Raw genomic sequence first — 13,134 nt, 5'->3', positions numbered from 1 at the left:
CAGCCCTATTACGCCTTGTTCAAATCGACAACGGTTTCCTCCATCCCGCGCCAGCGCCACCAGCCCAGCGCCACGCAGGCCAGCAGCAAGGCCAGCAAGCCCGCCACTTCATGGCGGATTTCATATAGCGAGGCGCCCATCTGGTTGAGCGCGACAAAGCCCTGGATGCCGGCCGTGGATGGCAGCAGCCAGCGCAGCCATTGCAGCACGACGGGCATGGACGATACGGGCCAGGTCAGGCCCGCGAGGAACAGCACGGGCATCGAGGTCGCGATCATCAGCTGCGTGCCCCGTTCACGCGTGCGGAACAGCATGCCCAGCAGCATGCCGAACGCCGCTTCCGCCAGCGAGAACAGCACCAGCAGCAAGAGCATGCCGCCGAAGTTGCCGCCACGGGGGTAATCCTGGAACCAGAAGACGAAACCGAAGAAATAGCAGCAGTTGAGGAAGGCCACGCAGGCAAACGCCAGCAGCATGCCCGCATAGCCGCCCGCCGTGCGCCGGCCTGCCACGGGGAAAGTCTTGCGCTGATACCAGGTGCCGAACAGCATGGTCATGCCGATCAGCAAGGTCTGCTGCACGATCAGTGTCGCCACGCCCGGTACGACATAGGCGCCATAGCCTTCCTTGACGTTAAACAGGGGCACGGCGTCAAAGGCGATGGGCGAGCGCTGCTGGTTGGCCTGCACGGTCGACGGCGTGCCAGCCCCCAGGCGTTTGAGTTCGATCCCCGCCGACACCGTGCCCACCACTTCCGCCAGGCCGTTCAGGGCCACCTTGTTGAGCATCAAGTACAGGCCGTTGCCCGCCACCTGCGCATGGGCGGCGCGGCCGGCCAGCACGTCTGTCTGCAAGCCATCGGGAAGGATCAGCACGCCCATGACCTTGTCGCGCCACAGCAAATCCTGCGCGACAGGCAAGTCCGGCGTGACGGCAATCACCTGCAATGAGGGATGGGCCATGGCAAAGCGCGTCAGCTGGCGCGACATGGCGCTGCGGTCCTGGTCGACGACGGCCACGGGCACGCGCTGGACGATTTCCGTCGAATACGGCAACGGATAGAAAAACGAGTAAATGATGCCGCCGATGAACAGCAAGGTCAGCGCGCCCTTGTCCGTCAGCATGGCGCGCCAGGTGGCGAGGAAGGATTGCCACATCATGCGCGCCCCCATGCCGCCGGCGCATGCGCGCGGCGCGCCAGCAGGAATACGCCCACGGCGCTGCAGCCGATGGCAAAGCCGGCCAAGATCAGCATTTCCTGCACGCCATAGCGCCACGGCGCGCCGGCCAGCCAGTATTTCGTTTGCAATTGCAGATAATGCGTGAGCGGCAAGGCTTCCGCCCAGGCGCGGGCGGGCGCAGGCATGGCCATCAGGGGAAAGGCCTGGCCCGCAAATGCGAAGGCCGGTGCCGTAATAAATGCCGCGCCCGACAGGGCCAGGCGCAAGGACAGGGTGGCGGCGATCAGCAGGGTGGCCATGCCGCAATACGCGAGCACCAGCAACAGCATGCTCAGCAGCAAGGCCGGCAAGCTGCCCGCCACGGCCCAGCCACGCGCCAGGCTGAAGAACAGCAGATACAGCAGCGCCAGCGCGCAGTAGGCGATCACGGGAAACAGCAGCTTGGCGCCGACGGCACGCAGCCAGCTGCCGTTGGCCGAGGCCAGCCAGTGCGGCACCGTGCCGTCGCGCAACTCGCGTCCGATGGACGTGACGACGGCAACGACGATGAAAATCTGCAGCATGGCCGGCATCAGGGCCAAGGTCAGAAACGCTTCATAGCTGATGTTTTCATTGTACAAACTGTTCAGGGTCGTGCGTATCGGTTCGAACTGGGCCGCCGCCTGCACGCCCGACATGCCCTTCTTCACGCGTGCCGTCATCTCGATGCCGGCCGACAAGGTCGTGCTGACCGTGCGCACATCGCGCAGCAAGGCGCCCGCGTGCGAGGAAAACTGCGCGTTGTACAGCCATTGTACGGTGGCTTGCCGGCCGCCCAGCAGTTTCTGTTCGAAATCGTTCGGGATCAGCAGGTAGCCGAATGCCGTGCGCTCGCGCAAGCGATGCAGAGCTTCGTCGCTGGACGCCACTTTCGCCGCCACCGCGATGCCAGGCGAAGCGTCGAGCCAGCGCGTGAGCTGGCGCGACAAGGTCGAGTTGTCGTTATCGATGACGACGATGGGCAAGTCGCGCGCGATGCCGGCGGAAAACACCAGCCACAGCATGCCGCACAGCACCACCGGAATCCAGCTGAGCATGCCGAAGTCCCAGAAGTCGCCGCGCAGCCGCGCCCACTCGCGCGCCAGCGCAGAAACCGGCCCCTTATCCGCTTCGTTCATCGCGTATCAGAGCGGTGGAAACACGACCGACATGCCCGGACGCAAGCCCTCGACCTTGATGGCGGGGCGCAGCCGGATTTCAAATGTGCGCAAGTCCGTGCCGCCCGGGCGGGCCGCACGCCACGTGGCGAAATCGGGCAGCACGGCCACGGAACTGACCTTGAAGCTCACTTGCTGCTTCAAGGCCGGCACATTGGCCGTATGCGTGCTGCCCATGGCAAACGCGGCCATTTCATCTTCGCGCACCTGCAGCACGGCCCAGGCGTCATCGAGGTTCACCAAGGTAATTACGGGAAAGCCTTGCGGCGCCAGTTCGCCGGGCTGTATCTGGATCTTGCTGACCTGGCCCGCCACCGGCGCGGCGATCTTCGTTTCCGCCAGGGCAATCTGCGCTTCCGTCAGCACGGCGCCCACCTGGCGCGCCTGGGCGGCGGCGGCCGTCTTGTCTTCCGGACGGGCGCCCTTTTGCGCCATGTCATATTGCGCACGGGCCGCCTGCGCCAGCTGGTCGGCGGCGCGCCATTGCGCTTGCGCCTCGTCGCGTTTCTGCTGCGCGATCACGCCTTGCTCGTACATATTATTGACGCGGGTGTACGTGGTCTTGGCGATGGTGGCGCCCGTTTGCGCCCGTTCCCAGTTGGCTTTGGCGGCGGCAATTTCTTCGGGACGCGCACCCGCTTGCGCCTTTTGCGCCACGGCATCGGCTGCCTGCGTGGCGGCCGTCGCTTGCGCGACCTTCGCATCCACTTCCGGACTCGTCAGCTGGAACAGCAGCTCGCCTTTCGGCACCGTCTGGCCCAGCTTGACGTACAGCTCGCCCACCCTGCCCGGCACTTTCGACGAGACATTCACTTCCTGCGCATCCATCTGTCCCTGCAAAGGCAGGCGCTGCGGCTGGAACGCCTGGTACAAGCCCCAGCCCACGAAGCCCAGGACGATGATGGCGGCGACTATGGCCAATGGTTTTTTGGAAGTGCTCATTATTATTTGTCCACAGGTAATTGGATATCGGCCGCGGCGGCCAGGCTGCCCAGGCGCTGCGTCTCGCCTGTCGCTTCCAGCAATTGCGCCAGCCCCATCACATAGTTATAGGCCGTCTGCGCGCGCTGGGTCTCGACCTTGGCCAGGTTCAGGCGCGCGTCGACCACTTCCAGCGACGTCACTTGTCCTTGCTGGAAGGCGACCGTTTGCAAACGGATATTTTCGCGCGCCAGCTCCACCGACGACGCCGTGGACAGGTACTGGATGCGGGCGTTTTCCAGCGCGCGCCAGTTCTTTTCGATCAGGGTGGGAATGTCGCGCTCGGCCTGGCGCGCCACCACTTCCACGCGCTCCTGGTCGAGCTTGGCGGCAGCGATCATCTTGCCTGTGTTGATGCGGTGCACGAGCGGCACGGCCACGACGAGGCCGATGGCCCAGTTCGAGCGCACGAGCTTTTCGTTGCCGCGATTCAGATTGTAATTACCGATGGCAAACACGGTGGGCGCGTATTCCTTGCCGTGCAGCTTCAAGGCTTGTTCGGCCTGCACGCGCTTGCTGTCGATCTTTTTCCAGTTCGCATTTTCACGCATGCCCGTGCTGATGAACGATTGCAAGGTCCCCACCGGCAAGCTGTTGACGAACAGGGGCGTGCTGGGCCGCACTTGCGTGTTGACAGCGAGCAAACGGTCGAGCGCCACCTGGGCGATTTCCTCGTCGCTGCGCGCCTGCGCCTCGTCGCTGCGGGCGCTGTCCAGGGCCACGTCGGCACGCAGGCGTTCCGCGCGCGAAATCAGGCCGCCCTTTTCCAGCCTGGCCGCGTCGCGCTGATGCTCCGTCACGCCGGCCGTCACTTCGGCCCGCACGGCCACCACCCGCTTGGCCAGCAGCAACTGGAAATAGCGCTGCGCCACCAGGGTCGCCAGCTGTTCTTCCGCTTCCGCGCGCTCCGCCTGCGCGGCCAGGGTCAGGCTCGAAGCGAGGCCCTTGACGGCATCCAGCCGCCCGCCCGTGTAGATGGGCCACATGCCCAGCAAGCCGAACGAGGTCAGGTCCGTCACCACCTCGCGGCTCAGTGAATTGGGAATCTGTGGCTTGGGCAAGCCGGGAATCGATGGCAGCACGGACTCGATGCCGCCCACCACGCCGGACAAGCCGCTCGTATCGATGTTCAAGTCCGTCGACAGACGGCCGCGAAACGCCGTCAGGTCCACGGAAGGGCCGTCGATATTCGACAGCGCCTCCGCCTTGAGGGTTTTCGCGCGCACGTCGAGCGCGGCGCCCTGCACGGCGCCCGAAGCGGCGGCTGCCTGCTGCAGCGCTTCGCTGAATGTCAGAGGTTCCGCCAGGGCCGGCATGGCCGCGCCCAGCGCGCTCGCCAGCAATAATGATAAATGTCCTTGCAATCTGCCCATGTAGCGTCCAGTCAATGAATGAGGGGAAAGCACGGGGTTGCCATGTTTATACTTTCACAATAGCAATTATATCCACGGATGTCCATTCCAGCCTGCACTATTGGTTACGCACGCTGACAGACAAGAACGGGCGCCTCATGCGGGGCGCCCGTTTTACTCAGGGAAGCAGCTGCCGGCTTACTTCTTCGCCTTCTTGCCGCCCTTTTCCTTTTCCTTTTCAAACACGGCAAAGAACTCGGACGCCATGCTGCGGATGGCGCGGCCGATATTGGCGTAGTCGTATTCGTTCAGGTTGGCCAGCGAGACGCGGCCGGACGGATGCGTGGTGCCGAAGCCGCGGCCCGGCAGCAGGATGACGCCCGTTTCCTCGGCCAGGCGGAACAGCGCTTCGTTCGGTTTCAGTTTTTTCAGCAGCCACTGCGAAAACTCCACGCCATGCATCTGCGCGGCCAAGGATTCCATGTCCAGCAGATGGTAGTAGCGCACGGAATTGGCGTCGTGCACCATCGGCAAGCCCAGTTCGCGGTACAGCGCTTCCTTGCGGCGCAGCACGATGCGCTTCATCGACTGCTTGTACTTTTGCTCTTCATCCATCAGCGAGAACAGCGAGAACAAGGTCATCTGCGCCTGCACGGGCGTGGACAGGCCAGCCGTGTGATTCAGCGCCACCGTGCGGCTGTCGGCCACCAGGCGGTCGATGAATTTCAGCTGGCGCGGTTCCGTCGTGATGGAGTGATAGCGCGCATCGAGCTGCTTCTTGATGGTTTCCGGCAACTTGGCAATCTTGTCGTCGAGCACATTGTTTTCATGCGTGGCCACCACGCCCATGCGCCAGCCCGTCGCGCCGAAGTATTTCGAGAACGAATACACGAGGATGGTGTTGAACGGGCAGATGGCGAACAGCGAGACGAAATTGTCGGCGAACGTGCCGTACACGTCATCGGTCAAAATGATCAGGTCCGGGCGCTTCTTGATGATCTTGGCGATGTATTCCAGGGTCTCGTCGTCGATCTTGACGGATGGCGGATTGCTGGGGTTGACGAGGAAGAAAGCCTTCACTTTCGGGTCCAGCAGCTTGTCCAGCTCCTTCTTGGTGAATTGCCAGTTGTTCGATTGCGGCGCATCGATGTGCACGGTGTTCAGCTTGTAATCGTTCAGCTGCGGAATTTCGATGTACGGCGTGAAGATCGGCATGCCCAGGGCGATCGTGTCGCCTTCCTGGATGATGTGGTTCGATTTCAGGCTGGCGAACAGATAGGTCATGGCCGCCGTGCCGCCTTCGACCGCGTACATGTCGAAGTTGCCGACAAACGGATGGTCGCCCACCATTTCGCGGTGGATATACTGGCCGACGATTTTCTCGGACAGGCGCAGCATGCGGTCCGGCACGGGATAGTTGCAGCCGAGGATGGCTTCGCACATCTCATAGATGAAGTCGCCCGCGCTCAGGCCCAGCTGGTCGCGCACATACGACACGGCCGCCTCGATGAAATGCACGCCCGGTGTCTCAGCGTGCTGGCGCACGAAGATTTCAAAGCGCGCCTCGATGCCCTCGCGCGTGGGAAAGCCGCCCACGTCGTCCATGTACACATACGAGCGCTCCGCTTCCGTCATGGCGAACTGGCCGAACTGGAAGAAACCGTGGCGCGGCGTGGTGGCCAGGAAATTCGGGTTGCCGCGGCCCGCATTGAGCATCAGGCGGTTGCTTTGCTTGGCCGTCTGGATCAGCGCATCCTTCAATTCGAATGGGCTCAACAGGGCGAGTTTGCTTGGGTTACTGAAATCCATTTTTGCTACTCCTTATCAGACTGATAATTTTGAGGGTTCTTGCAAAGGTTCTTGCTCATACATGCAGACTCAGACGAAGGCCACAATCAGCGGCCCCAGCAGGGTCAGGAAAACGTTGGCCAAGGCATACGTGATGGCGAACGGTACGGTGGGAATCGAGTTTTGCGCCGCATTCAGCACTTCGCCGAACGCGGGATTGGCGCTGCGCGAGCCGGACAAGGCGCCCGCAAACACGGCCACGTTGTCATAGCGCAAGACGTAACGGCCGATCAGCATGGTCAAAATCATCGGCAGGATGGTCACCACCACGCCCACGCCGAACAGGGTCAGGCCGTGTTCGCGCACGGTTTGCACGGCTTGCAGGCCGGACGTCAGGCCGACGACGGCAACGAAGCCGGCCAGGCCCAGATCCTTGAGGATTTGCACGGCGCCGCTGGGCATGTAGCCGAAGGTCTGGCGCTTGGCGCGGAACCAGCCGAACACGAGGCCCGACAGCAGCACGCCGCCGCCGCTGCCCAGTGTCAGCGGAATCGAACCGATGCGCGCCACCAGCAAGCCCACGAGCAGGCCGACGACGAGGCCGGCGCCCATGTAGACGAAGTCCGTCTTGGCGCTCGGCACGATCATGTAGCCCACTTCGGCCGCCACGCGCTTGACGTCCTGCTCGGCGCCATAGATGGTCACCACATCGCCCGTCTGCACCACGGTTTCCGGCTGCATGGGCAGGATCTTGCCCATGCGGCTCAGCTGCACGACAAAGATGCCGTGACGCACGCCCGGCGCCGTCGCGCTGCGGATTTCGCCCACCGTCTTGTTGTGGTAAGCCTTGTTGGTCAGCACCATGTCGCGGCGCTGCATCACCAGTTCCATGCCTTCGACGGCCAGCAATTCCTTGCCCAGCTGGGAAGACACGCTGAGCATCGCTTCGCGGCGGCCCACCAGCAGCACGATATCGTCGGCCGCCAGCACCAGGTCCGGGCTGACGTCGATGATCTGGCCATTGCGTTTCACGCGCTCGATGGTGATGGCCGTGTTCGGATTGGCGCTTTCGATGTCCGCCACGGAACGTCCAGCACCGGGACCCACGTCGTAGATGCGGCCGATCAGGTCGGGCGCGGCCGGCGTCTGCCCAGGTCCCAGCACCTGCACACCCGCCTGCAGCGCCGTTTCCGCCTTGATCGCATCTTCGCGGATGGTGCGCCCCATGAGTTTAGGCAAGATGTTGACGCAGACGATGATGGCGCCAAACGAGCCGAACACATAGGTGACGGCATAGCCGACGGCCACGTTGCCCTGCAGGCGCGCCACCTCGTCGGCCGCCAGGCCCAGCTTGGTGATCGCATCGCCGGCCGTGCCGATGATGGCCGACTGCGTCAAGCCGCCCGCCGCCACGCCGGCCGCCAGGCCCTTGTCCAGGCCGAACACCTTGGCCATGATGACCACCGTCAGCAGCGCCGTCACGGCCAGCACGACGGCCAGGATGATTTCGCGCACGGACTGGCGCCCCAGCGAATTGAAGAATTGCGGTCCGCTTTCATAGCCGACCGCGTAAATGAACAGGGCGAACAATACCGACTTGACGCCGGGATCGATGGCCACGCCTACCTGGCTGACGAGGACCGCCACCAGCAGTGAACCGGCGACCCCGCCCAGCTGGAACGAGCCGAACTTGATCTTGCCGATGTAGTAGCCCACTGCCAGGGAGAGAAACAAGGCAATTTCGGGCGACTTCTTGAATAACTCATGCAACCATTCCATGCGGACCGCCTTTCGTGTTGAAGGAATTCTTTACTGCCTGTGCTCTTGCAAGCTGCTCATGCGTGGACCGAGCCGGCCAGGGCCACGATGAGCGGCCCCAGCAAGGGCAGCACCACGTTCGAGATCGCATACGTGATCGTGTAGCCCAGCAAGGGCGTGGAATTGCCGGCCGCGTTCTGCACGGCCGACAAGGCTGGCGTGCTGCACTGCTGACCGGCGATGGCGCCCAGCAGCACGGGCGCTTCCAGCTTGAGGAAAAAGTGACCCACCAGCAACGACAGCGAGGCGGGGATGACGGCGATCAGGACGCCCATCAGCGGCAGCGACAGGCCGTACTGGCGCACCAGCTCGATCGCTTGCGGTCCCGACGCCAGGCCCACGCAAGCGATGAAGGTGGCCAGGCCGATATCCTTCATCATGTCGAGCGCGCTGGGGTGGATGCCCGGCATGCCCGGTTTTCGCGCCTGGTACCAGCCGAACACGAGCCCCGTCAGCAAGGCCCCGCCGCCCGTGCCCAGCGAAAACGGAATGCCGCCCAGCCTGGCGCTAAAGCCGCCGATATACACGCCGAGCACGATGCCGATGCTGGCGTAGACGATATTGCTGCGGTCGCCCGTGGGCACGCGCTTGCCGATGGCGGCCAGCGCCGTGTTCAGTTCGCGCCCATCCGTCGTGCCGTACAGGCGCAGCACGTCGTCGCGCTGCAGGGCCAGGTCGGGCAAGGGTGGCATGCTGTGCTCGCCACGGACGACGGCCGCCACGTGCACGCCGGTGGGCAAGGCCAGCTGGCGCAAGGGCTGGCCCACGAGCGCGGCTTGCTGCAGCACCACTTCGACGGCGGAGACGGCCATGTTCAAGCCCGTCGTATCGGCAAATTCCTCGCCCAGGATGGCTTCGGCCGCCACCAGCGCAGGACGGTGGCCGATCACCAGCACTTCGTCGTTATTGCGCAGGCGCAGTGCCGGCTCCAGCGGCAAGACCTTGCCATGCCGGCGCACGCGCGTGATGCTGGCGCGGCCCGCAAAAATATGCTGCAATGCATCGAGGCGGCGTCCCGCACCCCGGCTGATGCGGTAGGCGCGGCCCACCATTTCCGGCGTGGCCTGCACCCCGTCGCCATCGGTTTGCGCGCCGCCCATCTTTTCCCACAATTTATCGGCTTCCTCGCGCAGGTTGACGCGCAACAACAGCGGAAAAATCTGGCTGGTGACGATGACGATGGCGATCAGGCCGAAGATGTACGTGATGGAATACGCGGTGACCACGTTGGCTTGCAGTTCGGCGATGCGGGCGGCCGGCAGCGCCAGCTTCGAGATCGCGTCCGTGGCCGTGCCGACGACGGCCGATTCCGTCGCCGCGCCCGCCATCATGCCGGCGGCCGTCCCCTGGTCCAGGCCCAGGAACCGCGTGGCCAGCAGCACCAGCGCCAGCACCACCACCACTTCGATCAGGCACAGCAGACCCAGGCGCAAGCCCTTGGCATTCAGGTTGGCGAAGAACTGGGGACCGCCCGCATAGCCGAGGGCAAAGATGAACAGCATGAAGAAAACGTTCTTGACGCTGGCGTCCAAGGTAATGCCCAGCTGGCCGATCAGCAGCGCGGCGATCAGGGTGCCGCACACGCCGCCCAGCTGGATGGGTCCGAAGCGTATCTGCCCTACCGCGTAGCCAAGCGCCAGCGCCAGGAACAGGGCCAATTCCGGCACCTGGCGCAATACCGACGTGATCGAGTCGAGCATGGGCAAACCTTCGAAAAGATAACGGATGGTTACAAGGGAACAGGACGTTCAGCGGCTGGCGGCAGCTTGCTGTTGAACGGGCGCACGGGTCCGGCACGACAGCCGCCATGGCGGCCTTCGCTGGGAAAGTGTTGCAAAGTGTTGCAAGATGGAATTATGTTCGGCGAAAATTTTATAAGTGTCAACAGGTGTTCTGTTGAACTCGCCTTGCGTTTCCTCAAACATCCTGCGCACGATTGGAGCGGTTGTTTGACACTGATCAATAAAACTATTAGTAATGTTTTGGACGATACCAAAGTGCCTTGCGCGCCAGCGGCGTCTCCTCCGGCAAGTCCGGATTGGCCAGCTCCAGCACGTACCGACGGGACAGTTGCAAAGCCTCGGCCAGGCGCCCGAAATGGCGCTGGAACAGCTGCGCGAAACTGCCATCGGCCAGCATGGTTTCCAGCCCCGTTTCGATGTGGCGCGCCAGTTCCGGCCGGTGCTTGCCGACAAAAAAATACAGCGCGGCCGGGTAGCGGATGACCAGGTGGGTGTCTAGCGCCAGCGGCAATTGCGCATGGCTGGCCAGCTCGCTTTGGGCTTCGATCACGGAGCGGGGAAAGTAATCGATGCGTCCCGCCGCCAGTTGCTGGAACAGGCCTTCGTAGGTGCTCGAGGTATCGAGGCGCAGGCCATTCGCCTGCAGGATGGCGGAGTCGGGCCAGTCGCGCATCTGGCCGGCCGACAGCCGCGCCAGGGCGGCGATGCTGCGCACGCCCCGCAGCAGCAGCGGCTGGCGGGCGTGGATCAGGGCCACGCGCCAGCCGATCAGGCCACGGTCGATGGGGATGCGCACCGGCAACAATTGCGTTTCGCGCGCGCGGCTCGTCATGGCCCAGACGACGTCGACGCTGCCCGATGCCATGGCGATTTCCTGCATGGCGCGCGTCTGCACCATGCGCAGTTCGGAGCGGCGCAAGGAATACGCCTGGCCCGACCGGGCCAGCGCCATTTGCAGCAAGGCCGTCACATAACCTTGCTGCGGATCATCAAGCGCCTGGTGGCGCGGATACACGAGCGGCAACGGCGTGCCGGCGGCGGCGCCCAACGGCCACAGGGCGGCAAGCTTGAGCAGGGGGCGGCGCTGCATGGCCCCTCCTTTCCAGTGCGTTCATCAGCATTCTTATCAGAATGACAGTATCACGCAGCAGAGCACGATTGTCGACTGGATTATGGAAACTGTGTATAAAACAACAGCAGTTTCAGGCCGGACTGGAGGGGTAGGAATTAATCCAGATCAATAAAACCGCAAATAGAAAATAAATCTTGCGTGCGGCTCTGGACGGCATGCGCGCCCCTCGCCTACGCTGTTTTTTTATCTGAAAAACAAGAGGACCACATGCAGACAGCGCGCTTGAATATTATTGGAATGGATCACGAAGGCTGCGCCGACAGATTGACGGGCGCACTTGAGGCGGTCACGGGCGTGGCCACCGTCTGCGTCTCGCTGGCGCGCCACGGCGCCACGGTGCAATTCGACGAACGGCTGGCCACGCAAGAGCGTTTGCTGGCCGCCGTCAACGACGCCGGCTTCATGGGCGAAGCGACGGATGAAGAACAGCTGGCCTCGTGCAGCGGCGCCTGCGGCCACTGCCGCCACTGAACGCCTGCCGCCGCCAGCTTCCCGCTCAGCCTTCCCGCGCGCCCCGGTCGCGCAGATGCGCCAGCACGCGGCGCGGTCCCAGCGCCTGCAGGTCGAACGGCGGCAATTCGATGGCGTCGAGCGTATTCTTGAACAGCAAACCCAGTTCCGTATCGCCTTCCAGGCTCAAACGGCGGCTGAAGAACAGGGTGTCCGGATCTTCCTGGCGCCGCGCCAGCAGCATCAGATCATGCACGCTGGCGGCGATGCACAGGTCCGGCACGTCGGCATAGCGCTCGGCCACGAACACCGTGCCCTGCCACTCGAAATCGAAGGCGATACCCGCGTCCAGCAGGCGCAAGCGCAGGCTGCGCCCTTCCAGGCTGCGCCGCACGTCGTCGGGCAGTTGCGGCGCCAGCAGGCGGTTCAAGCCTTGCACGAACAGCCAGGAGGCCGGATACGGCGGCAGCTTGGACAGCAATTCGGCCAGCGGTTCGGGCAGCCGGTACGACACGGCAGGCTTGCTCATGGCAGGCTTGGCCGGGACGGGCAATCTTTCCAGTTGATCTTGCATGGTGCTTCCTTTCGATGCGTTCAATGGGCGGCGTGCTGTTCCATGCCGGGCTGGCCGTGCCAATAGCCGTCGCAGGCGCCGGCCGGCTGGCAGGCCGCCAGCTGGGCCTGGGCGCCGATGCCGCTGACCTGCCCGCGGCGGGCGCGGTCGAAGATGGCGATGACTTTTTCAGTGTTCATCGCCTGCGGGCTGATGCGCGCCACATCCACGCCCATGTCGCGCATGGCATCGAGTTCGCGCACCAGGTTGTAGACGAGCGCCGACTGCGTCTGCGTGCCATTCAGCACGAGGAAGGGTACTGCGTCGCGCGTGCGCAGCAGCAGGCCGTCCGGCTCTTCCAGGCAGCTGTAGCCGCAGTCGTCCTTCGGCAGGTTGCGGTTGCGCGCCGTGAAGCAGCGCGCGGAAAACGCCAGCGGCATGCGGCCGTAGGCAAACACTTCCGTCTCCAGCCCTTCCGGTTTCTGGCGCTGCATCTCGGCCAGCGCCGTCTGCCCCATTTCCAGCGGCATCACCCAGCGCCGCGCACCAAGGCGCGCCAGCAGCTGCAGGCTGGGACCATTGAACAGGTTCAAATGGGGGCCGGCGACGAAGGACGCGCCCTTTTCCATGCAGTGCACGGCGCCCATGTCGTTGGCCTCGACGCCGTAGCGCCCATTGCCCGTGATGCGGCGCAGGGTGGCCAGTTCGGCGCCCGCCTCGATCAGCGCCTGCGTCGACAGCACCACTTCCTTGCCGGCGGCGGCCAGCATGTCGGCGATATCGAGCCAGTCGGCCAGGCGCAGCTCATGCCGGCGCGAGCAGACGGTTTCGCCCAGATACACGATATCGACGGCGGTGCCGGCGATCTGCTGGTAAAAGTCGAAGACGGTGGCGCGCGGCCAGTAGTACAGCAAGGGGCCCAGTGAAAGCTTCAGCATGTT

General features: G+C 63.8%; 11 protein-coding genes. 1 reads left to right on the top strand and 10 read right to left on the bottom strand.

What is annotated here, in order from left to right; all coding sequences use genetic code 11:
* Window positions 1-8: 8 nt before the first annotated feature.
* From ACQ4WQ_RS20150 to ACQ4WQ_RS20115, 8 genes are all read right to left on the bottom strand, one after another.
* Entirely contained in the window at window positions 9-1,160 is a 1,152-nt protein-coding gene (locus tag ACQ4WQ_RS20150; RefSeq protein ID WP_436499475.1) for an ABC transporter permease, read from the bottom strand.
* Entirely contained in the window at window positions 1,157-2,338 is a 1,182-nt protein-coding gene (locus ACQ4WQ_RS20145) for an ABC transporter permease (RefSeq protein ID WP_436499473.1), read from the bottom strand. Before ACQ4WQ_RS20145 ends, ACQ4WQ_RS20150 begins: the two co-directional genes overlap by 4 nt.
* Window positions 2,339-2,344: 6 nt before the next feature.
* Window positions 2,345-3,319, bottom strand: coding sequence for an HlyD family secretion protein (locus ACQ4WQ_RS20140; protein ID WP_326459104.1), 975 nt, complete (start codon window positions 3,317-3,319; stop codon window positions 2,345-2,347).
* A gap of 2 nt (window positions 3,320-3,321) precedes the next feature.
* Window positions 3,322-4,731 (bottom strand): TolC family protein, encoded by a 1,410-nt coding sequence (locus ACQ4WQ_RS20135; RefSeq protein ID WP_436499471.1) that lies wholly within the window; start codon window positions 4,729-4,731, stop codon window positions 3,322-3,324.
* 177 nt (window positions 4,732-4,908) lie between these two features.
* Complete coding sequence (locus ACQ4WQ_RS20130; RefSeq protein WP_326459102.1) at window positions 4,909-6,519, bottom strand: bifunctional aspartate transaminase/aspartate 4-decarboxylase; 1,611 nt, start codon at window positions 6,517-6,519, stop codon at window positions 4,909-4,911.
* Between the two features lie 69 nt (window positions 6,520-6,588).
* Window positions 6,589-8,277 (bottom strand): aspartate-alanine antiporter, encoded by a 1,689-nt coding sequence (aspT, locus tag ACQ4WQ_RS20125; RefSeq protein ID WP_326459101.1) that lies wholly within the window; start codon window positions 8,275-8,277, stop codon window positions 6,589-6,591.
* A 56-nt stretch (window positions 8,278-8,333) separates the two neighbouring features.
* The gene (gene aspT, locus ACQ4WQ_RS20120) at window positions 8,334-10,016 is read right to left on the bottom strand and encodes an aspartate-alanine antiporter (protein ID WP_436499469.1); all 1,683 of its coding nucleotides are present in this window, start codon (window positions 10,014-10,016) and stop codon (window positions 8,334-8,336) included.
* Window positions 10,017-10,287: 271 nt separating this feature from the next.
* Window positions 10,288-11,148 (bottom strand): substrate-binding periplasmic protein, encoded by an 861-nt coding sequence (locus ACQ4WQ_RS20115; RefSeq protein WP_436499467.1) that lies wholly within the window; start codon window positions 11,146-11,148, stop codon window positions 10,288-10,290.
* Window positions 11,149-11,397: 249 nt separating this feature from the next.
* Here ACQ4WQ_RS20115 and ACQ4WQ_RS20110 point away from each other — a divergent pair, with 249 nt between their 5' ends.
* Window positions 11,398-11,661 (top strand): heavy-metal-associated domain-containing protein, encoded by a 264-nt coding sequence (locus tag ACQ4WQ_RS20110; protein ID WP_077402408.1) that lies wholly within the window; start codon window positions 11,398-11,400, stop codon window positions 11,659-11,661.
* Window positions 11,662-11,686: 25 nt separating this feature from the next.
* Here the strand turns inward: ACQ4WQ_RS20110 and ubiT are convergent, their stop codons facing one another.
* A complete protein-coding gene (gene ubiT, locus ACQ4WQ_RS20105; RefSeq protein WP_326459098.1) occupies window positions 11,687-12,214 on the bottom strand; it encodes a ubiquinone anaerobic biosynthesis accessory factor UbiT in 528 nt (175 codons plus the stop codon).
* Between the two features lie 20 nt (window positions 12,215-12,234).
* Window positions 12,235-13,131: a ubiquinone anaerobic biosynthesis protein UbiV gene (gene ubiV, locus ACQ4WQ_RS20100; protein ID WP_436499464.1), complete on the bottom strand. Its 897-nt coding sequence runs from the start codon at window positions 13,129-13,131 to the stop codon at window positions 12,235-12,237.
* Window positions 13,132-13,134: the final 3 nt, after the last annotated feature.

It is taken from the genome of Janthinobacterium goodfellowi (assembly GCF_051380695.1).
Taxonomy (GTDB): Bacteria; Pseudomonadota; Gammaproteobacteria; order Burkholderiales; family Burkholderiaceae_D; genus Janthinobacterium.
This window is presented reverse-complemented; position numbering and strand designations above follow the sequence as displayed.

Bases quoted from the DNA above. Each gene is read 5' to 3' on its own strand.
- ACQ4WQ_RS20150 (WP_436499475.1), bottom strand. From the start codon at position 1,160: ATGATGTGGCAATCCTTCCTCGCCACCTGGCGCGCCATGCTGACGGAC.
- ACQ4WQ_RS20145 (WP_436499473.1), bottom strand. From the start codon at position 2,338: ATGAACGAAGCGGATAAGGGGCCGGTTTCTGCGCTGGCGCGCGAGTGG.
- ACQ4WQ_RS20140 (WP_326459104.1), bottom strand. From the start codon at position 3,319: ATGAGCACTTCCAAAAAACCATTGGCCATAGTCGCCGCCATCATCGTC.
- ACQ4WQ_RS20135 (WP_436499471.1), bottom strand. From the start codon at position 4,731: ATGGGCAGATTGCAAGGACATTTATCATTATTGCTGGCGAGCGCGCTG.
- ACQ4WQ_RS20130 (WP_326459102.1), bottom strand. From the start codon at position 6,519: ATGGATTTCAGTAACCCAAGCAAACTCGCCCTGTTGAGCCCATTCGAA.
- aspT (WP_326459101.1), bottom strand. From the start codon at position 8,277: ATGGAATGGTTGCATGAGTTATTCAAGAAGTCGCCCGAAATTGCCTTG.
- aspT (WP_436499469.1), bottom strand. From the start codon at position 10,016: ATGCTCGACTCGATCACGTCGGTATTGCGCCAGGTGCCGGAATTGGCC.
- ACQ4WQ_RS20115 (WP_436499467.1), bottom strand. From the start codon at position 11,148: ATGCAGCGCCGCCCCCTGCTCAAGCTTGCCGCCCTGTGGCCGTTGGGC.
- ACQ4WQ_RS20110 (WP_077402408.1), top strand. From the start codon at position 11,398: ATGCAGACAGCGCGCTTGAATATTATTGGAATGGATCACGAAGGCTGC.
- ubiT (WP_326459098.1), bottom strand. From the start codon at position 12,214: ATGCAAGATCAACTGGAAAGATTGCCCGTCCCGGCCAAGCCTGCCATG.
- ubiV (WP_436499464.1), bottom strand. From the start codon at position 13,131: ATGCTGAAGCTTTCACTGGGCCCCTTGCTGTACTACTGGCCGCGCGCC.